Annotated in this window: 22 protein-coding genes; 7 read left to right on the forward strand and 15 right to left on the reverse strand. The window is 62.6% G+C overall.

Annotation, left to right across the window (positions count from 1 at the left end; genetic code table 11):
- Positions 1 to 22: 22 nt before the first annotated feature.
- The 3 genes from ABVQ20_RS09300 to rpsD all read right to left on the reverse strand — a co-directional run bounded on the left by ABVQ20_RS09300 (position 23) and on the right by rpsD (position 2,444).
- A complete protein-coding gene (locus tag ABVQ20_RS09300) occupies positions 23 to 850 on the reverse strand; it encodes an inositol monophosphatase family protein (RefSeq protein ID WP_354459210.1) in 828 nt (275 codons plus the stop codon).
- Positions 840 to 1,718, reverse strand: coding sequence for a tRNA 2-thiocytidine(32) synthetase TtcA (ttcA, locus tag ABVQ20_RS09305; protein WP_354459211.1), 879 nt, complete (start codon positions 1,716 to 1,718; stop codon positions 840 to 842). The genes ABVQ20_RS09300 and ttcA overlap by 11 nt, the downstream gene beginning before the upstream one ends.
- Before the next feature lie 108 nt (positions 1,719 to 1,826).
- The gene (rpsD, locus tag ABVQ20_RS09310; protein ID WP_023759539.1) at positions 1,827 to 2,444 is read right to left on the reverse strand and encodes a 30S ribosomal protein S4; all 618 of its coding nucleotides are present in this window, start codon (positions 2,442 to 2,444) and stop codon (positions 1,827 to 1,829) included.
- A 377-nt stretch (positions 2,445 to 2,821) separates the two neighbouring features.
- On the opposite strand from rpsD, the gene ABVQ20_RS09315 reads away from it, so the two are divergent.
- Complete coding sequence (locus tag ABVQ20_RS09315; protein WP_354459212.1) at positions 2,822 to 3,019, forward strand: hypothetical protein; 198 nt, start codon at positions 2,822 to 2,824, stop codon at positions 3,017 to 3,019.
- 193 nt (positions 3,020 to 3,212) lie between these two features.
- On the forward strand, positions 3,213 to 3,851 hold the full coding sequence (locus ABVQ20_RS09320; RefSeq protein ID WP_354459213.1) for an NAD(P)-dependent oxidoreductase: 639 nt from the start codon (positions 3,213 to 3,215) through the stop codon (positions 3,849 to 3,851).
- A 31-nt stretch (positions 3,852 to 3,882) separates the two neighbouring features.
- Here ABVQ20_RS09320 and ABVQ20_RS09325 read toward each other — a convergent pair whose 3' ends face one another.
- Genes ABVQ20_RS09325 through ABVQ20_RS09335 form a run of 3 tightly spaced genes read right to left on the reverse strand, consistent with a single transcriptional unit; the run spans position 3,883 to position 5,836 of the window.
- Entirely contained in the window at positions 3,883 to 4,071 is a 189-nt protein-coding gene (locus ABVQ20_RS09325; protein ID WP_354459214.1) for a DUF3008 family protein, read from the reverse strand.
- 60 nt (positions 4,072 to 4,131) lie between these two features.
- On the reverse strand, positions 4,132 to 4,920 hold the full coding sequence (gene murI / locus ABVQ20_RS09330) for a glutamate racemase (RefSeq protein WP_354459215.1): 789 nt from the start codon (positions 4,918 to 4,920) through the stop codon (positions 4,132 to 4,134).
- The gene (locus tag ABVQ20_RS09335) at positions 4,913 to 5,836 is read right to left on the reverse strand and encodes an RNA methyltransferase (RefSeq protein ID WP_354459216.1); all 924 of its coding nucleotides are present in this window, start codon (positions 5,834 to 5,836) and stop codon (positions 4,913 to 4,915) included. Before ABVQ20_RS09335 ends, murI begins: the two co-directional genes overlap by 8 nt.
- Before the next feature lie 215 nt (positions 5,837 to 6,051).
- Here ABVQ20_RS09335 and ABVQ20_RS09340 point away from each other — a divergent pair, with 215 nt between their 5' ends.
- Positions 6,052 to 7,263, forward strand: coding sequence for an NADP-dependent isocitrate dehydrogenase (locus ABVQ20_RS09340; RefSeq protein ID WP_172350807.1), 1,212 nt, complete (start codon positions 6,052 to 6,054; stop codon positions 7,261 to 7,263).
- A 25-nt stretch (positions 7,264 to 7,288) separates the two neighbouring features.
- Complete coding sequence (locus tag ABVQ20_RS09345) at positions 7,289 to 7,918, forward strand: glutathione S-transferase family protein (RefSeq protein ID WP_354459217.1); 630 nt, start codon at positions 7,289 to 7,291, stop codon at positions 7,916 to 7,918.
- Between the two features lie 75 nt (positions 7,919 to 7,993).
- On the opposite strand, the gene ABVQ20_RS09350 is transcribed toward ABVQ20_RS09345, so the two are convergent.
- The 4 genes from ABVQ20_RS09350 to recA all read right to left on the reverse strand — a co-directional run bounded on the left by ABVQ20_RS09350 (position 7,994) and on the right by recA (position 13,806).
- Positions 7,994 to 8,473: a DUF2269 family protein gene (locus tag ABVQ20_RS09350; protein WP_354459218.1), complete on the reverse strand. Its 480-nt coding sequence runs from the start codon at positions 8,471 to 8,473 to the stop codon at positions 7,994 to 7,996.
- A complete protein-coding gene (locus tag ABVQ20_RS09355; RefSeq protein ID WP_354459219.1) occupies positions 8,470 to 9,765 on the reverse strand; it encodes an SDR family oxidoreductase in 1,296 nt (431 codons plus the stop codon). Before ABVQ20_RS09355 ends, ABVQ20_RS09350 begins: the two co-directional genes overlap by 4 nt.
- A 10-nt stretch (positions 9,766 to 9,775) precedes the next feature.
- On the reverse strand, positions 9,776 to 12,442 hold the full coding sequence (gene alaS / locus ABVQ20_RS09360) for an alanine--tRNA ligase (RefSeq protein ID WP_354459220.1): 2,667 nt from the start codon (positions 12,440 to 12,442) through the stop codon (positions 9,776 to 9,778).
- A gap of 266 nt (positions 12,443 to 12,708) precedes the next feature.
- The gene (gene recA / locus ABVQ20_RS09365) at positions 12,709 to 13,806 is read right to left on the reverse strand and encodes a recombinase RecA (protein WP_027028105.1); all 1,098 of its coding nucleotides are present in this window, start codon (positions 13,804 to 13,806) and stop codon (positions 12,709 to 12,711) included.
- Between the two features lie 317 nt (positions 13,807 to 14,123).
- On the opposite strand from recA, the gene ABVQ20_RS09370 reads away from it, so the two are divergent.
- Both ABVQ20_RS09370 and ABVQ20_RS09375 read left to right on the forward strand, forming a co-directional pair.
- A complete protein-coding gene (locus ABVQ20_RS09370) occupies positions 14,124 to 15,068 on the forward strand; it encodes a carbohydrate kinase family protein (protein ID WP_354462149.1) in 945 nt (314 codons plus the stop codon).
- A 75-nt stretch (positions 15,069 to 15,143) separates the two neighbouring features.
- Positions 15,144 to 16,061: a pseudouridine-5'-phosphate glycosidase gene (locus ABVQ20_RS09375; RefSeq protein ID WP_354459221.1), complete on the forward strand. Its 918-nt coding sequence runs from the start codon at positions 15,144 to 15,146 to the stop codon at positions 16,059 to 16,061.
- Between the two features lie 183 nt (positions 16,062 to 16,244).
- Here ABVQ20_RS09375 and ABVQ20_RS09380 read toward each other — a convergent pair whose 3' ends face one another.
- Positions 16,245 to 16,568: a TfoX/Sxy family protein gene (locus ABVQ20_RS09380; protein ID WP_354459222.1), complete on the reverse strand. Its 324-nt coding sequence runs from the start codon at positions 16,566 to 16,568 to the stop codon at positions 16,245 to 16,247.
- A gap of 89 nt (positions 16,569 to 16,657) precedes the next feature.
- Here ABVQ20_RS09380 and ABVQ20_RS09385 point away from each other — a divergent pair, with 89 nt between their 5' ends.
- Positions 16,658 to 17,155 carry a GFA family protein gene (locus ABVQ20_RS09385; protein WP_354459223.1) on the forward strand — a complete coding sequence of 166 codons (498 nt, stop codon included), beginning with the start codon at positions 16,658 to 16,660 and terminating at the stop codon, positions 17,153 to 17,155.
- 130 nt (positions 17,156 to 17,285) lie between these two features.
- Here ABVQ20_RS09385 and sufA read toward each other — a convergent pair whose 3' ends face one another.
- From sufA to sufD, 4 genes are all read right to left on the reverse strand, one after another.
- Positions 17,286 to 17,666 carry a Fe-S cluster assembly scaffold SufA gene (gene sufA / locus ABVQ20_RS09390; protein WP_354459224.1) on the reverse strand — a complete coding sequence of 127 codons (381 nt, stop codon included), beginning with the start codon at positions 17,664 to 17,666 and terminating at the stop codon, positions 17,286 to 17,288.
- 111 nt (positions 17,667 to 17,777) lie between these two features.
- The gene (locus ABVQ20_RS09395; RefSeq protein ID WP_354459225.1) at positions 17,778 to 18,170 is read right to left on the reverse strand and encodes an SUF system Fe-S cluster assembly protein; all 393 of its coding nucleotides are present in this window, start codon (positions 18,168 to 18,170) and stop codon (positions 17,778 to 17,780) included.
- A gap of 5 nt (positions 18,171 to 18,175) precedes the next feature.
- Positions 18,176 to 19,420 carry a cysteine desulfurase gene (locus ABVQ20_RS09400; protein ID WP_354459226.1) on the reverse strand — a complete coding sequence of 415 codons (1,245 nt, stop codon included), beginning with the start codon at positions 19,418 to 19,420 and terminating at the stop codon, positions 18,176 to 18,178.
- A 5-nt stretch (positions 19,421 to 19,425) separates the two neighbouring features.
- Positions 19,426 to 20,694, reverse strand: a complete 1,269-nt coding sequence (sufD, locus tag ABVQ20_RS09405; RefSeq protein ID WP_354459227.1) for a Fe-S cluster assembly protein SufD — start codon at positions 20,692 to 20,694, stop codon at positions 19,426 to 19,428.

The raw sequence follows: 20,694 nt of genomic DNA on the forward strand, positions 1-20,694 counted from the left end.
GCTGGCCGGGCGCGAATTAATCCTATTCCGCCCAGAGTTCGCGGCGCAGTTCCCGCCAGCTTTCCTCGTCGGGCGCAACGAGAAGGCCGCCGTCGATATGTGAAGGCAGATAGGGGCTGCCGTCGAAGCGGGCGGAATAGCCGCCAGCCTCGGCATGGATCAGCGCGCCGGCCAGATGGTCCCAAGGCATCAGCTTGTTGTAGACGACGAAGTGGCCATGGCCGCTCGCCAGCAATCGGTATTCGTGCGCTGCGCAGCGATAGGCGAATTGCGACAGCGTCTTGGTCTGGTTGCGCGCCAGGCGTGAGCGCTCGGGCTCGGCCATGTACTGCCAGGAGACGGAGCCGGTCATTTCCGCGATCGGCACGGGTGCTGCGATCGCAACCTTCTCCAGGCTGCCATAAGAGTGCTGTATGTGGCTCCCGGCGCCCTTCGCACCGATCAGCCAGTCCTTGCCGACGGGATCGTGAATGATGCCGGCTACCGTTTCGCCCTTCACCACCACGGCCAGCATGACGCCGAACAACGGCATGCCAGAGGCGAAATTGAACGTGCCGTCGACCGGGTCGATGACGAAAGCGAGGTCGGCGTCGCCGAGCCCCTGCAGCAGTGCCGGATTATCAGAGCAGGCCTCCTCGCCGACGATCATCGCCGACGGGTAGCGCTCGTGCAGCCTGGCGGTGATCAGCCGCTCGGCGTTCACATCCGCCTCCGTCACCAGATCCGCAGCCGAGGTCTTCTGGCGGATATCGCCCGTGCCCAGCCGGCGAAAACGCGGCATGATTTCCGTTTCGGCCGCCTCGGCAAGCAAGGTTGCGAGCCGGTCGATCGCGGTATCGTCAAATCTCATCGGGATTATCTTGCCGTTCGCCGAGGGTTTCGTTGAGGCTCGCGAAATCAAACAGCTTCCGGTCGAGCAGGTGTGATGGTCGGGTGTTGGAGAGCGCGCGGAGCATCGTGTCCTTGCGCCCGGGCATGCGTTTCTCGATATCGTCCAGCATTGCCTTCATGGCATTGCGCTGCAGCCCTTCCTGGCTGCCGCAGAGGTCGCAAGGGATGATCGGAAAGCGCATGGCGTCGGCGAATTTTTCGAGGTCGGCCTCCGCGCAATAGCTCAACGGCCTGAGCACCATGACGTCGCCTTCGTCATTGAGCAGCTTTGGCGGCATGGCGGCGAGGCGACCGCCATGGAAGAGATTCATGAAGAAGGTCTCGAGAATGTCCTCGCGATGATGGCCGAGCACCAGCGCCGAGCACCCCTCCTCTCGCGCGATGCGATAGAGATGGCCGCGCCGCAGGCGCGAGCACAGCGAGCAATAGGTGCTGCCTTCGGGAAGCTTGTCGGTGACGACCGAATAGGTGTCCTGGTATTCGATGCGATGCGCAATGCCATGGGCATTGAGGTAGTCCGGCAATATGTGTTTTGGAAAATTCGGCTGGCCTTGGTCGAGATTGCAGGCCAGCAGTTCAACCGGCAGAAGTCCGCGCCATTTGAGGTCCAGCAGCAGGGCGAGCAAGCCGTAGGAATCCTTGCCGCCCGACAGCGCGACCAGCCAGCGATCGCCTGGCCTCACCATCGAGAAATCCTCGATCGCCTGGCGGGTGAGCCGCAGCAGCCGCTTGCGCAGCTTGTTGAATTCTACCGATGACGGCACGTCGGCGAACAGCGGATGAAAGCCGCCTTCGACGTCGGCGATTGGCTCTGACAACATGTTCATGGCGCGGCGCTTTCAGTGAACCCGAGCGCCCGGATTAGCGGACATGGCCAGCAAAGAAAAGGCCGCCTCAAAGGGCGGCCTCTCCTGATATCGAAAAACGGGGGTCGATCAGCGCGAATAGAATTCGACGACCAGGTTCGGTTCCATCTGCACCGCGAACGGAACGTCGGCCAGGCCGGGGATGCGCGAGAAGGTCGCGACCATCTTGTTGTGATCGGCTTCGATGTAATCGGGCACGTCGCGCTCGGCCAGGCCCACCGCTTCCAGAACGATGACCAGTTGCTTCGACTTCTCGCGCACTTCAACGACGTCGCCCGGCTTGCAGCGGTACGAACCGATGTTGACGCGCTTGCCGTTGACGTTGACGTGGCCGTGGTTGACGAACTGACGGGCAGCGAAAATGGTCGGCACGAACTTGGCGCGATAGACGACCGCGTCCAGACGCGACTCGAGCAGGCCGATCAGGTTCTCGGAGGTGTCGCCCTTGCGGCGGTCGGCCTCTTCATAGACCTTGCGGAACTGCTTTTCCGAAACGTCGCCATAGTGACCCTTCAGCTTCTGCTTGGCGCGCAGCTGCAGGCCGAAATCGGAAAGCTTGCCCTTGCGGCGCTGGCCGTGCTGGCCCGGGCCATATTCACGCTTGTTGACCGGGGACTTCGGGCGGCCCCAGATGTTTTCGCCGAGACGGCGGTCGATCTTGTACTTCGCGGATTCGCGCTTGCTCATCGCATTCCCTTTTCAAAACAAACCACCCGGAACCTCATGGTCCGGGTGAAGGAAACGCGCCCTCCTCTGGCCCCCGTTTTCGAGGCCTGACAGGGCTTTCCCACGCAACGCGGCGGAAAGCCCACGGGACACGTCATTTCAAACAAGACCGGAATCGGCTAGGCTGATTGGTCTTGCGTATACAAAAGAAACCACCGGGCATTGCGGCCCGGTGTTGTCGGGGTGGTTAGACGGAGTTTCATCCGCTGTCAAGCTTGTCACTGGAATGGCTGACGGCAACCATACAACATTTTCGACGTTGATGCCGTGCCTGATATGGCTGAGGGTTGCGCCAACGGCATCAGGAAGGAACTGGAGCGAGAGGAGCCCTACTAAACATGAAAAAGTTCTTCCTTACCCTGGCCGGCGCGGCAGTGCTGGCAGGTTCTATGGCGGTTGCGCCGGAACCGGCAATGGCAAGGCACTGGCATGGCCATAAACCGGTTTGCCGCATCATCGTGAAAAAGAGGGTCGTTTGGCGGCATGGCCACCGCAGGGTCATCGTCGAGAGGGTGCGCCACTGCCATCGTTGGTAGACGGTCCATTCTCGTGATTCCAATTGGATCGCGCACGACGGTGTCGGCATAAAGTTTGCATAGGGCCTGCGAAACACCTCGCGGGCCCTATTTCATGGTGAGGCGTGGTTGCGGGGCTCCGCCAAGCTGCCTTGACGCCCTACGACCACACAAAGCCAGACAGGAACCAGACAGGAAGATGGAGGAGACACATATGAAAATTGCTCTCATTGGCGCATCCGGTTTCGTCGGTGCCGCGGTGCTCAAGGAAGTCCTCGCGCGTGGCCACTCCGTCACCGCGATCGTACGCAATCCGTCCAAGCTGGCGCCACAGGCGGGCGTCGTTGCCGTCAAGGCTGATGTCACCGACAGCAAGCAGTTGGCGGCGGCTCTGGCGGGCCATGACGTGGTCATTTCCGCGTTCAACGGCGGCTGGGGCGATCCGGAAATCTATGACAAGCATCTGTCTGGATCGCGGGCGATCGTGGCGGCGGCAAAGGCCGCGGGCGTGCGCCTGATCATCGTCGGCGGCGCCGGCAGCCTGCACGCACCCGACGGCAGCCAGTTCGTCGATTCGCCGCACTTTCCCGAAGCGTACCGGGATGGCGCCCGCGCCGCTCGCGACGCGCTTGCCGAAATCCGCAAGGAGAAGGGTCTCGAGTGGTCATTCCTGTCTCCCGCGGTCCACATGGCACCAGGACAGAGGACAGGGAAATTCCGTCTCGGCGGCGACCAGCCTGTGCTGGACAAAAAGGGCGAGAGCCACATCTCGGTCGAGGATCTCGCCGTCGCGCTCGTCAACGAAGCCGAAAGGCCCCAGCATAAAGGTGAGCGCTTCACGCTAGGCTACTGACCATTGCTGCAAGGCAACGCTGCCGAAGAGATCAGTCCTTCGACTTCTTCTCCGGCAGCCCCTTGCGCTTGGTCTCGGCGAATTCCTCGAGCTGCTTTTCGCTCATCGAGTCGTACATCTCCCGAGACGCACCGATCAGTTCGCTCTTCTTGGTCTCGCCGCGCTTGGCGGACAGGGCCGCGCCGGCGGCTTTCTGCTGGGCTTTTGATTTGGCTGGCATGGTTGGTTCTCCCTTCTGCAACGGGAGACAAACGCGCCGGCTTCGCCGACGTTCCGGGCTTCAGGCAACCCTCAGGCCAAACCCCTGCATCAGCCGGCTGGTCGCGAAATCCACCTTGCCGGATGTGAACACGGCGATGTCGGGCTCGCCTTCCGGCAACGGCCCATCGACGGGCGCCAGCAGCGACATGGCGCGCCGCGCAATCGCCTCGGCCGGATCGATCCAGTCAACCGGCCAGGGCGCTGTCTTGCGCATGCGATTGGCCAGGAACGGATAGTGCGTGCAGCCTAGCACGATGATGTCGGTGCGGGCGCCGTCCTTTTCGACGAAGCACGGCGCGATCTCCTCGCGGACAATCTCCTCGTCGACGAATCCCTGGCGCATATAGATTTCGGCCAGCGGCGCCAGCCGATCCGATCCGACCAGCCGCACGTGGCATTTCTGCGCCCATTTGCTGATCAGGTCGCGCGTGTACTGACGCTTCACGGTGCCTGGCGTCGCCAGCACCGAAACCAGACCCGAGCGCGTGCGCTCGGCCGCCGGCTTGATTGCCGGCACCGTGCCGACAAAGGGGTGGCCGGGGAATTTCTGGCGCAGCGCGTCAATCACCAGCGTCGATGCGGTGTTGCAGGGAATGACCGAAATCTCAGGTTGGAATTTCCGCAGCAGCGAACCGAACAGGCCAAGGATATGAGCGCTGAGGGCTGGCTCCTCCCATGCGCCATAGGGGAAAGCAGCGTCATCGGCGACATAGACAAAGCGGCGATCGGGCATCAACACGCGCGCTTCGCGCAGCACGGTAAGGCCGCCGACGCCGGAATCGAACATCAGGATCGGCCGCTCAGTCATTGTCGGTTCCCCTACCGCCCGCCGGCGGCGTGTCATTGTCGTCGCCATTGGCGTCGGGCGCCGCCAGGCCAGCCGCTTCCGCCTTGCGGGCGCGCGCCGCCGCTGCTGGCAAGCGTCTTGGATCGTCGCCGGGAGATCCATCGCCACGCGGCATCGCCGGCGAGAACCTGTCGAGCGACGAGATGATGCCGCGCAGAACCTTCAGCTCCGGCTCGGCGAAGCTGGCGCGCGTCAGCACCGCGCGCAGATTGTCGACCATCTTCGGCTTCTTCGGCGCGGGGCGGAAGTAGCCGCGCGCTTCGAGTGCGCCTTCGAGATAGGCGAACAGGCCGTGCAGCTCTTCCTTGCTTGCCGGCTTCATGTCGGGGCCGGAGAAATTGGTTTTGGTCTCGTCCTCGAGGCCGGACTTCATCCACTCGTAGGACATCAACAAGGCCGCCTGGGCGATGTTGAGCGAGGAAAAATCAGGATCGACCGGAAAGGTGACGATCTCGTCGGCAAGACCGACCTCGTCATTATAGAGGCCGAAGCGTTCGCGCCCGAACAGGATGCCTGTGCGTTGCCCCATTGCATGACGGGCGCGCAGCATCCTGCCCGCTTCCACCGGGCCGCGCACAGATTTGAAGCCGTCACGCTGCCTTGCCGTGGTGGCGAAAACAAAATTCAGGTCGGCAAGCGCGGCGGCCAGATCGTCGAATACCCTGACCGCGTCGATAACGTGGTCGGCGCGGCTTGCAGCCGCGCGCGCCTTCTCGCTCGGCCAGCCATCACGCGGATTGACGAGGCGCAGCTCGACCAAGCCGAAATTGGCCATGGCGCGTGCGACCATGCCGATATTCTCGCCAAGCTGAGGTTCGACGAGGATGATCGCCGGGCCGGCGGCTGGAATGGTGGTGGCGTCTTCAGTGGTTGGCATGGCTGTCAATGAACTGCTGTTTGCGGCATTTCAGCGTCCCTGACACATTCGGCCCGGAAAATGAAGCTTTCGCAAATAGCGACGGCTCTGGCCTCCAATTCGTGACCGATCGCCGTTTGCGTGGCCAAAAGCGCTTTGATATACGGGCGGCTTCCCCCGGCCGAACGCCACGCGGGCAAGGCCGTCCATATTCCCAGCAACGAGGCATTCTTTCCATGGCGAAGATCAAGGTGGCGAACCCGGTCGTCGAACTCGACGGCGACGAGATGACCCGCATCATCTGGCAGTTCATCAAGGACAAGCTGATCCACCCTTATCTCGACCTCAAGCTTGAATATTACGACCTCGGCATCGAGCACCGCGACGCCACCAACGACCAGGTGACGATCGATTCGGCCAACGCCATCAAGAAATACGGCGTCGGCGTGAAATGCGCGACGATCACCCCCGACGAGCAGCGCGTCGAGGAGTTCAAGCTGAAGAAGATGTGGAAGTCGCCGAACGGCACCATCCGCAACATCCTGGGCGGCACCATCTTCCGCGAGCCGATCATCATGAAGAACGTGCCCCGCCTGGTGCCCGGCTGGACCAAACCGATCATCGTCGGCCGCCACGCCTTCGGCGACCAGTACCGCGCCACCGATTTCCGCTTCCCCGGCAAGGGCAAGCTGACGATCAAGTTCGTTGGCGAGGACGGCCAGGTGATCGAGCACGACGTGTTCGACGCGCCCGGCGCCGGCGTCGCCATGGCCATGTACAACCTCGACGAATCGATCCGCGAGTTTGCCCGCGCCTCGCTGAACTACGGCCTGCTGCGCAACTATCCGGTCTATTTGTCCACCAAGAACACCATCCTCAAAGCCTATGACGGCCGCTTCAAGGACATTTTCCAGGAAGTCTACGAGGCCGAATTCGAAGCCGAGTTCAAGTCGAAGAAGCTCTGGTACGAGCACCGGCTGATCGACGACATGGTGGCTTCCAGCCTGAAATGGTCAGGCGGCTACGTCTGGGCCTGCAAGAACTATGATGGCGACGTGCAGTCCGACACGGTTGCGCAAGGTTTCGGCTCGCTTGGCCTGATGACCTCGGTGCTGATGACGCCGGACGGCAAGACGGTGGAAGCCGAAGCCGCGCACGGCACCGTCACCCGCCACTATCGCCAGCATCAGAAGGGCGAGGAGACTTCGACCAATTCGATCGCCTCGATCTTCGCCTGGACGCGCGGCCTCGCGCACCGCGCCAAGCTCGACGACAATGCCGAACTGAAGCGCTTTGCCGAGACGCTGGAAAAGGTCTGCATCCAGACGGTCGAGTCGGGCTTCATGACCAAGGACCTGTCGCTGCTGATCGGCCCTGACCAGCCATGGCTGTCGACCACCGGCTTCCTCGACAAGATCGACGAGAACCTGCAGAAGGCGATGGCGTAACGTCAGCCAGGACCTGAGGGAAAAAATGGGCAAGCCGGTCGTCTACGGTGCTGACTACAGCGTCTATGTGCGGATCGTCCGGCTTGCTCTCGAGGAAAAGGGCGTCGAGTACGAGCTGGTGCCGGTCGACGTCTTCGCGGCGGATGGCGTGCCCGGCTGGTATCTCGAACATCATCCCTTCGGCCGTATCCCGGCCTTCGAGCATGACGGCTTTCGCCTCTTCGAGACCAGCGCCATCGCCCGCTATATCGATGAGGGTTTTGCCGGCCCCGCCCTGCAGCCGACGGATGCTCGCGCCCGCGCCACCATGAACCAGATGATCGGCCTGCTCGACGCCTATGCGTATCGGTCGATGGTCTGGGATGTCGCCGTCGAGCGGATGGAGAAGCCTGCGCCTGACGAGGCCTTGATCGCCGCCGGGCTTCAGCGGGCGGCCGCCACACTGCGGGTACTTTCGTCACTGAAAGCGCAGGGATCGTGGCTGATGGGAGCCGAATTGACGCTGGCCGACCTGCATGCCGCGCCCATCATTGGTTACTTTCTGAAGGTCGCTGAAGGGCAAAGACTGCTGGCCGAATTTCCCGAGATCCAGGCGTGGTGGGAGCGAATCGCTTCCCGCCCAAGCTTTGCCGCGAGTGGTCCTGCGACAAACTGATTGGCTCGCGTCGCCGCACAGGTCAGTCGATGCAAGACTGGATCGCGTGCCCCAGGCGTTGGCGCCAGCCGCGACCTAAAAATTGATTGCCGGTCGGGTGACCATCAGCCAGAGGATCGCAAGTACGGCGGCAAAAGCAGGAAAGCCGCAAGCGAACCATATGCGAAAAAGCCGCTTCTCCTCGGCTGGCAGCGGTCCATTCTCGATGACTGCCTGGCGCGCCAGATTTCGTATCCGGATCTGAATCCAGACAACAGGCAGCCAGAACAAGCCTGTCGCGACGTAGAGCAGCAAGGACAACACAATCCAGCCTTCGGACAGCGGCCACCCCATTGCCTGTGCCAGCAACACACCCGTGATCGGCTGCATCACGACGGCCGTGGCCGTGAATATGGTGTCGGCGATGACGACCGTACCAGCGACATGGGCGACGAGATCAGGCCGCGCGGTACGCTGCGCCATGAGCATGAAGAAGGCGATACCGGCGCCGGTGCCGAAGAGAACCGTGGCACCGATGACATGCGCCCAGCGCAGTATGTCGATCCAGAGACTCATCGTTCGTCGAGCACCGCCAGCGCCACAAGGACCAGGCAAAGCGTCGGGATTGTCTTGACCAGCGGCCCCAGCGGAGCGAGCCAAAGCTCGGGAACGAGAAGCGTCGCCGCCGCCAGATAAAACAGCGTGATCGCGATCATCGCCTGCAGCGCGCGCCGGGCGAAGGGCCGGACCACAGCCGCGGCGCCAACAAGGATATCCGCGGCACTGCCGGCAAGAACCGACATATCAGCGAAATTCCCCGGCACGCCATGCGAAACGAGAATATCCGCCGCCTCCTCTTGCCGGATCAGGCCGATGATGCCCGAGACAAGCCAGAACATCGACAGGCAAGCAAGGATGACAGGCTTCAGCAGCCAGAGGCGTGCGAACCATCGTTCCTGGACATGTGCGGGCGTGTCGGCCAGCGTTGCCTCAAGCGGCTGAAGTGGATGGCCGGAAATTTCGTTCCAGGGCGCGGCATTGCCTGTCACGCCGCGCCCCAGCGCGGCAAGTGCCGCGCTGCGCAGAGGAGATCGCCAGCCAAGCATGCCAAGGCCATCGGCAACGGCGCCCGCAAGCCGACCGAGAATGGTCGGCATCGGCACGACTTTCGCCGGCGACAGACCAAGCCACGCACGAAAGGCAGAGAGAACATCGGCGAGAGGCCTGGCATTGGCCTCGACGAGATCGACGACAAGGCGGGGTGGTAGGGATCCAGCGACCGCCCGTGAGACCGCCTCAGTGACGTCGACGACCGATACTGTCTGGATCGGCTGACGCGACATGACGGCCGGAACAAAACCGGGGAACGCCGCAAGGGCGCGCAAAAGCGCGGTCCCGCCGTAGGCGGCGGGCGCGATCACCAAACCCGGCCGCAGGATCGTCCACTCTAGCGAAGAGCTTGCAACAGCCCTGTCGCCTTCCGCCTTGGTGCTGAAAAAGGGATTTTTCGAAGATGGGTCGGCGCCAACAGCGGAAATCTGCACAAAACGGCGGATACCGGCCTGCTCACATGCCGCGACCAACGCCAGCACGGAACGCCAGTGAACGGCGTCGAGGCGGTCCCGCGGGCCATCTTGCAAGGCGCCTGCCGCGTTCACGACCGCATCCATGCCCGCAACCACCGGCAGCCAGTCTTCAGCGGCAAGCAGCAGCGACATGTCGGCCGCGATCCAGCAAACCGCTGGCCTGCGTCGTTGCGCATCCCCAACATCGCGACCAAGGCCGCACACATGATGACCGTCGCGGAGCAAACGGCCAACGACTGCGTCCCCGATCAAACCATAGCCGCCGAGGACGAGAACGTTCATGTCGTGGCTTTCAGGCGGCTTCGAGTGCGGCCCTTACCGCGGCAATCGCATCATTGGCCTTCGAAGCATCCGGGCCACCGGCCTGCGCCATGTCAGGCCGCCCACCGCCGCCCTGCCCGCCCAATGCGGCTGAAGCCACCCGCACCAGATCGACGGCACTGAAGCGCCCGACAAGGTCATCGGTGACGGCAACAACGACGCTGGCCTTGTTGTCCTCGCCGGCGCCGACGAAGACCACGACCCCGGAGCCCAGCGAGGTTTTGCCAGCATCGGCGAGCGGCTTCAAATCCTTTGGCGAGACACCCGAGACCGCCTTGCCGAGGAAACCGACGCCCGCCACCGTCTCGTTCTCCGACGGCGCGCCCGCCGCGGCACCACCGCCCAGCGCCAGTTTCTTGCGCGCTTCGGTCAACTCCTTCTCGAGCTTCTTGCGCTCGTCGAGCAGCGCCTCGACACGCGCCGGCACGTCGGCCGGCGAGATCTTCAGGGTCGAGGCGACGGATTTCAGGCGACGGTCCTGCTCGTCGAGATGCTTGCGCGCGGCCTCGCCGGTCAACGCCTCGATGCGGCGCACGCCGGCGGCGACCGCGCTGTCCGACACGACACGCACCAGACCGATATCGCCGGTCGCCCTGACATGCGTGCCACCGCAGAGCTCGACCGAATAGGGCCGATTGGCCTTGACGCCATGCAAGCCCGTGCCCATCGACACGACGCGCACCTCATCGCCGTACTTCTCGCCAAACAGCGCCATGGCGCCTTCGGCGATGGCGTCGTCGACCGACATCAGGCGCGTGGTCACCGGGCCGTTCTGCACGACGATCTCATTGGCCATGCGCTCGACCTCTTCGAGATCCTCCGGCGAAATGGGCTTGTTGTGCGAGATGTCGAAGCGCAGGCGCTCGGGCGCGACCAGCGAACCCTTCTGCGCGACATGGGTGCCCAGCACCTCGCGCAGCGCCTCGTGAATCAGGTGCGTCGCGGAATGGTTTGCCCGCAACCGGGAGCGGCGCGCATGGTCGACCTTCAGTTCGACGGCAACGCCCGTCTTGACCGTACCGCTCACCACCTTGCCGACATGAACGAACAGTCCATCGGCCTTCTTCTGCGTGTCAGTGATCTCGATCGAGAACCCTTCGCCTGAGATGACACCGGTGTCGCCCATCTGGCCGCCGGACTCGCCATAGAACGGCGTCTGGTTGACGACCACTGCAACCGCTTCGCCCTTGCCGGCGCTGTCTACGGTCTTGCCGTCCCTGACAAGCGCCTGGATGATGCCTTCCGCCTGCTCTGTCTCGTAGCCGAGGAACTCGGTGGCGCCCGCCTTCTCGCGCACCGGGAACCAGATCGTCTCGGTGGCCGCGTCGCCGGAGCCCGCCCAGTGAGCGCGCGCCTCGGCCCGCTGCCGCTCCATCGCATCGGTGAAGCCGGCCAGATCGACCGAGATGCTGCGCTGGCGCAGCGCGTCTTGCGTCAGATCGAGCGGGAATCCGTAGGTGTCGTAGAGCTTGAAGGCGGTCTCACCATCCAGCATGTCACCGGCATGCAGCTTTTCCGTCGCCTCTGAAAGCAGGCCCAGGCCGCGCACCAACGTCTTGCGGAACCGCGTTTCCTCGAGCTTCAGCGTCTCGGTGATCAGTTGTTCGCCGCGCACCAGTTCCGGATAGGCCTGGCCCATCTCACGCACCAGCGCCGGCACCAGGCGCCACATCAACGGATCACGGGCGCCGAGCAGCTGCGCGTGACGCATGGCGCGGCGCATGATGCGGCGAAGGACATAACCACGGCCTTCGTTCGACGGCAGCACGCCATCGGCGACCAGGAAGGAGGACGAGCGCAGATGATCCGCAATGACACGGTAGGACGCGACCGTCTCCTTGTCGGGACCGTGCCCGATGGCGGATGAAGCCGCGTCGATCAGATGACGGAACAGATCGGTTTCGAAGACGCTTTCCACCCCCTGCAGGATGGACGCCATGCGCTCCAGGCCCATGCCGGTGTCGATCGACGGACGCGGCAGATCGATGCGCTCGTCCTTCGTCACCTGTTCATACTGCATGAACACCAGGTTCCAGAATTCAAGGAACCGGTCGCCGTCCTCTTCCGGGCTGCCGGGAGGGCCGCCCCAGATGTGTTCGCCCCGATCGATGAAGATCTCCGAGCACGGCCCGCAAGGTCCGGTGTCGCCCATCGCCCAGAAATTGTCTGATGTGGCAATGCGAATGATGCGGTCGTCGGAGAAGCCGGCAATCTTCTTCCAGAAGCCGGCAGCCTCGTCATCCGTGTGATAGACAGTGACCAGCAGCTTGTCCTTGTTCAGCCCGAATTCCTTGGTGATCAGGTTCCAGGCAAGCTCGATGGCGCGCTCCTTGAAATAGTCGCCAAAGGAGAAATTGCCGAGCATCTCGAAGAAGGTCAGGTGGCGCGCTGTGTAGCCGACATTGTCGAGGTCGTTGTGCTTGCCGCCGGCGCGAACGCTCTTCTGGGCGGTCGAGGCACGCGAATAGGGCCGCTTCTCGAGACCGGTGAAGACGTTCTTGAACTGCACCATGCCGGCGTTGGTGAACATCAGCGTCGGATCGTTGCGCGGCACCAGCGGGCTCGACGCGATGATCTCGTGACCCTCCTTGCGGAAGTAGTCGAGAAATGTCGACCGGATCTCGTTCACGCCACTCATGAATGCTGCCTTTTCGAGAGAACCGCCGGCCCGCCGGCGGAAAATGGGCTTTGCGTCTTTAGAAGATAGACTTTGGCCTTTTAGCGATCACGCCGCACCCTGTCCAGAAACACGAAATGGGTCCAGATCGCGCCCGTCCCCAGCGGTTCGAATCGGCCAAAACGCAAAACCGCCGACCCTAAGGCCGGCGGCTTGAAACGCATTAATACGCAAACTCAAACGGGAATACACGAACTCAATATGTGCTTGCAGGCATTGCTTGCAGGCTACATCGCGCCGGCTTCATCCTCGAAACCGTCGTCGCCACCTTCCGAGCCGCCATTCTCGAGGAATTTTTCCGCAATCAGACCGGCATTTTGCCTGAGTGCAAGCTCGATCTCGCGCGCCGTATCGGGATTGTCGCGCAGGAACAGTTTCGCGTTCTCGCGACCCTGGCCCAGACGCTGCGAATTGTAGGAGAACCAGGCGCCCGACTTCTCGACCACGCCGGCCTTGACGCCGAGATCGACCAGTTCGCCGGTCTTGGAGACGCCTTCGCCGTACATGATGTCGAACTCGACCACCTTGAAGGGCGGCGCCAGCTTGTTCTTGACCACCTTGACGCGGGTCTGGTTGCCGACGACCTCGTCGCGATCCTTGACCGAGCCGATGCGGCGGATGTCGAGGCGCACCGAAGCATAGAATTTCAGCGCGTTGCCACCCGTGGTGGTTTCGGGCGAACCGAACATGACGCCGATCTTCATGCGGATCTGGTTGATGAAGATGACCATGGTGTTGGAGCGCGAGATCGAGGCGGTCAGCTTGCGCAGTGCCTGGCTCATCAGCCGGGCCTGCAGGCCCGGCAGCGAATCGCCCATCTCGCCCTCGATTTCGGCGCGCGGCGTCAGCGCCGCGACCGAATCGACCACCAGCACGTCGATGGCTCCGGAACGCACCAGCGTGTCGCAGATTTCCAGCGCCTGCTCGCCAGTGTCAGGCTGCGAGATCAAAAGGTTCTCCAGATCGACGCCGAGCTTGCGGGCATAGACCGGGTCAAGCGCGTGCTCGGCATCGACGAAGGCGCAGATGCCGCCCTTCTTCTGGGCTTCGGCAACGGTGTGCAGCGCCAGCGTCGTTTTGCCCGAGCTTTCCGGCCCATAGATTTCAATGATGCGGCCGCGCGGCAGGCCGCCGACGCCAAGCGCGATGTCGAGGCCAAGCGAGCCGGTCGGCACGGTCTCGATCTCGACGACCTGCTCGTTCGCGCCGAGCCGCATGATCGAGCCCTTGCCGAAAGCCCGCTCGATTTGCGACAGCGCCGCATCCAGAGCCTTTGATTTGTCCACTGCCTTATCCTCTACAAGCCGCAAAGTATTCTGAGCCATGATACATCACCCCTTGGTCGTCAATGAAGGCCGGACAATCCGTTATCCCTGTTGCTTTGTACCTTTTTTGTTCTCATTTGGCAAGAGCCTCTAACTCTCTGAAAATACATCGTTATCTCCACATGTTCCATTTTTGTTTCATAATTTTGGCCCAAGCCTGCCCGGTCTGACCGACGCTGGCCCAATCCGCGTTCTTCCGAATCGCACCTTCGGTTGCGAGGTTGCGCCGGGCGATCTAGAACGCGTCGGGCCGCGCACTTGGGGCGCGACATGCATTAATGTCCGAGCCGCGCAAACAGAAAGGTCACATGGCCAGCATGGTGAAATCCCCGAAAATCCTTGCGATAGGCGGCGCCCACATCGACCGGCGCGGTCAGGTTTCGGGAGACTATGTGCCCGCCGCTTCAAACCCCGGCACGATGCGCGAGGATGTCGGCGGCGGCGTCTTCAATGCCTTGCGAAGCACCGTGCGGCGCGGCGTATCGGCGTCGCTGCTTTCCGTGCGCGGCGGCGACGCCGCGGCCGAGACGGTGTCAGCGGCCATCGACAGGGCGGGTATTATCGATCTTTCCGCGGTTTTCCTCGACCGGACGACGCCGAGCTATACGGCGCTGCTCGATCGTGACGGCGAGCTGATCGTCGGCTTTGCCGACATGGCGCTGTACGATCTGGCGTTTCCCAAGCAAATCCGCCGCGCCAAGGTACGCGAGGCCATCAACGCCGCCGATGCCGTCTTCTGCGACGCGAACCTGCCGTCAACCGCGCTGGAGCGGCTGGCATCGCTTGCCGCCGGCAAGCCGATTTTCGCGATTGCCATTTCACCGGCCAAGATCGTGCGGTTGATGCCTGTGCTCGACAGATTGGCTGTCGTATTCATGAACCGCCGCGAGGCGCTCGCCCTGGCCGGCGTGGGCGCCGGTACGGCAGAACAAGGCATCGTCGACGGCCTGCGACGTGCGGGGCTCAAAAGCGGCGTGGTAACAGCGGGCGGCAATCCGATGCTCGGCTTCGACCAGGCCGGCACCTTCTCGATCCTGCCGCCGCCTCCGAGAAAGGTTACGGATGTGACCGGCGCCGGCGACGCGCTGGCAGGTACGACAGTTGCAGCACTGTTGCATGGCGTGCCGTTGCGTGCTGCGTTGCGTGAAGGCATCGCGGCTGCGACACTCGCGATCGAAAGCGCCAATGCCGTTCCGGATTTCAATGCAGCCAGCTTTGCCGCAGCACTGGCCCTTGTGCCCGATGCGCAGGAAGTGGCATGAGACCGGCAAATTCACAGTGCTGAAGTCTGCTTACGCGTCCTGTATGGACGCCTGGCACTTCGGATTGGAGATAACATGACCCCAGAGACCGCCCGCCCCTTCATCGATATTCACGCGCCGGTAGCGGAGGCACTCGCCGCCGGCCGGCCAGTGGTGGCGCTGGAAAGCACCATCATCACCCACGGCATGCCCTACCCCGACAATGGCGCCATGGCGGCCGATGTCGAAAAGATCATCAGCGATGGCGGCGCCGTGCCGGCGACGATCGCCGTGGTCGCTGGCCGCATCAAGATCGGGCTTTCGGATGGCGAGCGGGAGTCGCTGGCGATGACCGGCGACGCGATGAAGCTGTCGCGCGCCGATCTCGGCTTCGCGGTCGCGCAGGGACGCACCGGCGGCACAACAGTCGCCGCCACTATGATCGCTGCCCATATGGTCGGGATAAAAGTGTTCGCCACCGGCGGCATTGGCGGCGTGCACAAGGGCGCCGAGAAGAGCTTTGACATCTCCGCCGACCTTGACGAACTGGCGCGCACGCCTGTCATCGTCGTGTCGGCCGGCGCCAAGGCGATCCTCGACATCGAAAAGACGCTCGAGGTGCTGGAGACGCGCGGCGTGCCGGTTGTCGGCCATGGCTGCGAGACGATGCCGGCCTTCTGGTCGCGCCATTCGCCCTTCCGCGCGCCGCTGACCCTGCATACGCCAGAAGACATCGCGCATTTCTACAAGACCCGACAGGCGCTCGGGCTTGGCGGCGGCGTGCTGATCGCCAATCCGGTGCCGGAGAACCACGAAATCCCCGCCGGCGAGATGGCGGGCTATATCGAAGCGGCGCAGAAGGCCGCAGTGGCGCAGAACATCACCGGCAAGGCGGTGACGCCGTTCCTGCTGTCGAAGATCCTCGAACTGACCGGCGGCCGCAGCCTGAAGACCAACATCGCGCTGGTCGAGAACAATGCGCGGCTGGCGGCGAGAATTGCGAAGGCGCTGTAGGTTCGCAGCGAAGGCCCCCTCACCCGGATTGCCAAGACCGAATTGCAAAGAGCAATTCAGGGCAATCCGACCTCTCCCCTTGGGGAGAGGAGTTTGCAGCGCCGACATCGACCTCTTCTCCCCTCGGGAAGAAGGTGGCCGCAAAGCGGCCGGATGAGGGGGCCGCCTGGCGCTTGTGGGAATCTACTTCCCCGCCCGCCGCCCAGCCTCATAGGCCCGGCGCGCCCACATCGCCATCTCATCGGGATCGTCAAAGGCACTGTCGGGAACGCTCCAATAGGGCATGGAGACCAGCTTGCCGTGGCGGGAGCCAGTATAGGTCCACTGCACGCAGCCGGCGGCTTCGAAATCGCCGGCGCTCTGCTCATCCGCCTTCAGCATCAATTCGCCGCGCAGCACGATGGCGACGATGACGCCGTCCGAGTAGATGCCCTTGCCGCCAAACAGTTTTCTGATGCTGACCGAGCCGAGGCTCTGGAAAAGTTCTTCTATGCGTTCATTGTCCATCCGGCGATCATGTCACCGGGTTTAAGCCCTGTCATCGTCGCAACCAAAACGATGCTGACAAGTTGACGGGAATTCACCGGAGTTTTGCCATGCCGCTTCTGCTCAAGGGTTCCTGCCGGTGCAATGCCGTGCGCTTCGAAGTGGAAAGCCATACGCCGGCGCCGTTCATGCTCTGCTACTGCTCGATCTGCCGCAAACAGCAGGGTGGCGGCGGCTTCGCCATCAATCTGGGCGCCGACAGCGAAACCTTGAACATCCGGGGAAAGAGAAACATCGGCGTCTATCGGGCAAAGATCGAAGACGACGAACATCCGCATTGCGAGATATCATCCGGCGAGCGGAATTTCTGCCGGAAATGCGGATCGGCGCTGTGGCTCTACGATCCGACATGGCCCGAGTTGGTGCATCCCTTCGCTTCGGCAGTCGACAATGATCTGCCCATTCCGCCGAGCCGAGTGCATCTGATGTTGAAATACAAGGCGAACTGGGTCGAACCAGTGGTCGGCAAAGGCGACAAGACGTTCGATGTCTACCCGGAAGAATCGATCGCCGACTGGCACAAACGGACGGGAATGTGGGTGGAGTGACTGTCTTCGCCCCGTTTACGGGAGAAGATGCCGGCAGGCATATGGGGGCAGCGCGAACACTGCAGGGCCTGCTCGGCCCCTCATCCGGCCCTTCGGGCCACCTTCTCCCCGTAAACGGGGCGAAGGAAAATCAGGCTGAAGTGCGTGCCTCTGCCAGCGCCTTGAGATCGGCAGGCTTCAGTTCGACAGATTCGCCGCAGCCGCAGGCCGAACTCTGGTTCGGGTTGTGGAAGGTGAAGCCGGTGCGCAGTGTCGTCTGCTCGAAGTCCATTTCGGTGCCGAACAGGAAAAGGGCTGCCTCGGGAGCGACATAGACATGCGCGCCGTCGCGCTCGATGTGGTCGTCCTTGGTGTTGGGCTCGGTCACCAGATCGACCGTGTATTCCATGCCGGCGCAGCCGCCCTTCTTGATGCCCAGGCGAATGCCATGCGCATTTTCTCGGGTCGCGACAATCTCGCGCACCCGGTCGGCGGCCTTTTCGGTCATCGTGATGACGGCGAAGCGTCCCATCTTCTTCCTTCTCCATTCCATGCAGGTTCAAGGCCTGCCGAATGATTCCTCACCTAAAATGGTGAAGTTTTACTACTGGCGCAAGTGTACCAACCATTGTCCGGCTCGACGCTAGTACCAGCCAACCGCGACTTGCGCCTCTTCCGACATGCGGTCAGGCGACCAGGGCGGATCGAAGGTCATGTTGACCTCAACGCCGGACACGCCTTCGACAGCGCCAACGGCATTCTCCACCCAGCCGGGCATTTCGCCGGCGACCGGACAGCCGGGAGCGGTCAGCGTCATGTCGATCTTGACCGAGCGGTCGTCCTCGATGTCGATCTTGTAGATGAGGCCGAGTTCGTAGATGTCGGCGGGGATTTCCGGGTCGTAGACCGTCTTCAGCGCCGAGACGATGTCGTCGGTCAGCCGTGCCAGTTCGTCGGCCGGAATGGCCGAGGCGGAAACCAGCGGGTTGGCTGCCGTTTCCGGAGCGGTCTCTGCAGCGATGGTCGCATCATCCATGGTCGTCACCCAAAAAACTTTCGCGCTTTTTCAAGCGCCTCGGCCAAAGCGTCGACTTCGGCCCTGGTATTATACATGCCGAACGATGCCCTGCATGTGGAGGTTACGCCAAACCGTTTCAACAGCGGCTGGGCGCAATGCGTGCCGGCGCGGACTGCAACGCCCTGCCTGTCTATCACCATCGACACGTCATGGGCATGAATACCTTGCAGTTCGAAGGAGATGATGGCGCCCTTGCCCGGGGCGTCGCCGAAGATGCGCAGCGAGTTGATGGCGCGCAGCCGCTCATGGGCATAGTCCTTCAGATCGGCCTCATGCGCGGCGATGCGGTCGCGGCCGACACTTTCCATGTAGTCGAGCGCGGCACCCAGTCCGATCGCCTGGACGATAGGCGGCGTGCCCGCTTCAAAACGATGCGGCGGCTCGTTGTAGGTGACGATGTCTTCCGTCACCTCCTCGATCATCTCGCCACCGCCCATGAAGGGCCGCATGCCCGCGAGAATGTCCTTCTTGCCGTAGAGCACGCCGATGCCCGAGGGACCGTAGACCTTGTGGCCGGTGAAGACGAAGAAATCGCAATCGAGATCCTGCACGTCGATCGGCATGTGGACGGCGCTCTGGCTGCCGTCGACGAGCACGGGAATTCCACGCGCATGCGCGATGCGCACGATCTCCTTGATCGGCGTCACCGTGCCAAGTGCATTCGACATCTGGGTGATCGCCACCAGCTTCGTACGGCTGGTCAGTTGCTTCTCGAATTCCTCGATGTGGAATGCGCCGAGATCGTCGACCGGCACCCAGACCAGCTTCGCGCCTTGCCGCTCGCGAATGAAATGCCAGGGAACGATGTTGGAATGATGCTCCATGATCGACAGCACGATCTCGTCGCCCTCGCCGATATTGGGCATGCCATAGCCATAGGCGACGGTGTTGATCGCCGAGGTAGTGTTGGAGGTGAAGATGATGTTGTCGGTGCTCGGCGCGTTGAGGAAGCGACGCACCGTTTCGCGCGCCTTCTCGTAGGCGTCGGTCGCCGCATTGGAGAGGAAGTGCAGGCCGCGATGGACGTTGGCGTATTCCTGACTGTAGGCGTGCTGGATCGTATCCAGCACCACCTGCGGCTTCTGCGCCGAAGCGCCGTTGTCGAGATAGACCAGCGGCTTGCCGTAGACTTCCCGTGACAGGATCGGGAAATCGCGACGGATCGCTTCGACGTCGTAGAATTCTCCGATCTTGCCCGGTGCGTTCATCAGAGTCACCCGTGCGCCGCGAACCAGCCGTCGAGCCGCGCTTCCAGCGCGTCGACGATGGTCTCGTCGTCCAGTTCCTCGATCACTTCCGCCACGAACGCCTTCACCAGAAGGCCGCGCGCGCTCTTCTCGTCAACGCCGCGCGCCATCAGATAGAACAGATGATCGTGGTCGATCTCGGTGACCGTCGCGCCATGGCCGCAGACAACATCGTCGGCGAAGATTTCGAGTTCCGGCTTGGTCGAGAACTCGCCATCATCAGACAGCAGCAACGTGTTGCAGGCCATCTTGGCGTTGGTCTTCTGGGCGTATTGATGGACGTTGATGCGGCCCTGGAACACGCCATGCGCCCGCCCTGTAACCACGTTGCGGATGATTTCCGTCGACGTGGTGCGCGGCACGGCGTGGTCGAGCACCATGGTCACGTCGGTATGGGTGTCGCCGGCAAGCAGGTTGATGCCGCGCAGCTTGAAGTCGGCGCCTTCGCCGGTCGTCTTCACGACGATCTCCTGGCGTACAAGCTTGCCGCCAGCGTTCATGACGAACAGCGTCAGCTTCGAATTCTTGCCGAGATGCGCCTTGAACTGGGCAAGATGCGTGGCCGTTTCCGGCTGCTCCTGCACGATGAGCCACATCACTTCGGCACCCTCACCCAGCACAAGCTGGCTGACCGAACTTGCCAAGCCACTGCCCTCGCCCGACTGGCGCTCGACAATGGTCGCCCGGGCATCGGCGCCGACGCGCACCGGAAGACGCACATGCGTCTGGCCGCCGGCCTGCAGGTTCTGCAATTCGATCGGCTTTTCCAGCCTGGCGCCGTCAGCGATGTCGACGAAATAGCCGTCGGCGACAAAAGCGGTGTTCAGGGCGCCGATCGCATCGTCGGTTCCATAGGGATCAAGCCCCGCAGCGATGCTGCCGTCGGTCAGTTTTTCCGACAGACGTTGAATGGTGACGCCTTCGATTGCAGGTACTTTTGTCGCCGACACGCCGTTGAGGAGGGGCAGGACGGCAGAACCGTCAACGATCGGCGCTACGGCCCTCACGCTGGCCGTCGGATCGAAATCCGGCACCGACGTCAACAGACGGCGCAGGTCGGTGTAGTGCCAGGATTCGACGCGCCGCGTCGGCAGGCCGCTCTTGATCGCCTCGATCGCGTCGTCGCGCTTCAGCGTCACGGCGCCATCGCCCGGCAGCAGCGACAACCGCTCGCCGAAAGCGTCGATGATCGCCGTTTCAGCCAGCGTCCGCTGCGGTTGTGTATGCATATTCAT

Origin of the sequence: Mesorhizobium shangrilense, assembly GCF_040537815.1 — a bacterium.
Classification (GTDB): Bacteria; Pseudomonadota; Alphaproteobacteria; order Rhizobiales; family Rhizobiaceae; genus Mesorhizobium; species Mesorhizobium shangrilense.

What these genes read in the sequence shown, in the direction of transcription:
- ABVQ20_RS09300 (WP_354459210.1), bottom strand. Translation starts at nt 850, where the DNA reads ATGAGATTTGACGATACCGCGATCGACCGGCTCGCAACCTTGCTTGCC.
- ttcA (WP_354459211.1), bottom strand. Translation starts at nt 1,718, where the DNA reads ATGAACATGTTGTCAGAGCCAATCGCCGACGTCGAAGGCGGCTTTCAT.
- rpsD (WP_023759539.1), bottom strand. Translation starts at nt 2,444, where the DNA reads ATGAGCAAGCGCGAATCCGCGAAGTACAAGATCGACCGCCGTCTCGGC.
- ABVQ20_RS09315 (WP_354459212.1), top strand. Translation starts at nt 2,822, where the DNA reads ATGAAAAAGTTCTTCCTTACCCTGGCCGGCGCGGCAGTGCTGGCAGGT.
- ABVQ20_RS09320 (WP_354459213.1), top strand. Translation starts at nt 3,213, where the DNA reads ATGAAAATTGCTCTCATTGGCGCATCCGGTTTCGTCGGTGCCGCGGTG.
- ABVQ20_RS09325 (WP_354459214.1), bottom strand. Translation starts at nt 4,071, where the DNA reads ATGCCAGCCAAATCAAAAGCCCAGCAGAAAGCCGCCGGCGCGGCCCTG.
- murI (WP_354459215.1), bottom strand. Translation starts at nt 4,920, where the DNA reads ATGACTGAGCGGCCGATCCTGATGTTCGATTCCGGCGTCGGCGGCCTT.
- ABVQ20_RS09335 (WP_354459216.1), bottom strand. Translation starts at nt 5,836, where the DNA reads ATGCCAACCACTGAAGACGCCACCACCATTCCAGCCGCCGGCCCGGCG.
- ABVQ20_RS09340 (WP_172350807.1), top strand. Translation starts at nt 6,052, where the DNA reads ATGGCGAAGATCAAGGTGGCGAACCCGGTCGTCGAACTCGACGGCGAC.
- ABVQ20_RS09345 (WP_354459217.1), top strand. Translation starts at nt 7,289, where the DNA reads ATGGGCAAGCCGGTCGTCTACGGTGCTGACTACAGCGTCTATGTGCGG.
- ABVQ20_RS09350 (WP_354459218.1), bottom strand. Translation starts at nt 8,473, where the DNA reads ATGAGTCTCTGGATCGACATACTGCGCTGGGCGCATGTCATCGGTGCC.
- ABVQ20_RS09355 (WP_354459219.1), bottom strand. Translation starts at nt 9,765, where the DNA reads ATGAACGTTCTCGTCCTCGGCGGCTATGGTTTGATCGGGGACGCAGTC.
- alaS (WP_354459220.1), bottom strand. Translation starts at nt 12,442, where the DNA reads ATGAGTGGCGTGAACGAGATCCGGTCGACATTTCTCGACTACTTCCGC.
- recA (WP_027028105.1), bottom strand. Translation starts at nt 13,806, where the DNA reads ATGGCTCAGAATACTTTGCGGCTTGTAGAGGATAAGGCAGTGGACAAA.
- ABVQ20_RS09370 (WP_354462149.1), top strand. Translation starts at nt 14,124, where the DNA reads ATGGTGAAATCCCCGAAAATCCTTGCGATAGGCGGCGCCCACATCGAC.
- ABVQ20_RS09375 (WP_354459221.1), top strand. Translation starts at nt 15,144, where the DNA reads ATGACCCCAGAGACCGCCCGCCCCTTCATCGATATTCACGCGCCGGTA.
- ABVQ20_RS09380 (WP_354459222.1), bottom strand. Translation starts at nt 16,568, where the DNA reads ATGGACAATGAACGCATAGAAGAACTTTTCCAGAGCCTCGGCTCGGTC.
- ABVQ20_RS09385 (WP_354459223.1), top strand. Translation starts at nt 16,658, where the DNA reads ATGCCGCTTCTGCTCAAGGGTTCCTGCCGGTGCAATGCCGTGCGCTTC.
- sufA (WP_354459224.1), bottom strand. Translation starts at nt 17,666, where the DNA reads ATGGGACGCTTCGCCGTCATCACGATGACCGAAAAGGCCGCCGACCGG.
- ABVQ20_RS09395 (WP_354459225.1), bottom strand. Translation starts at nt 18,170, where the DNA reads ATGGATGATGCGACCATCGCTGCAGAGACCGCTCCGGAAACGGCAGCC.
- ABVQ20_RS09400 (WP_354459226.1), bottom strand. Translation starts at nt 19,420, where the DNA reads ATGAACGCACCGGGCAAGATCGGAGAATTCTACGACGTCGAAGCGATC.
- sufD (WP_354459227.1), bottom strand. Translation starts at nt 20,694, where the DNA reads ATGAATATGCATACACAACCGCAGCGGACGCTGGCTGAAACGGCGATC.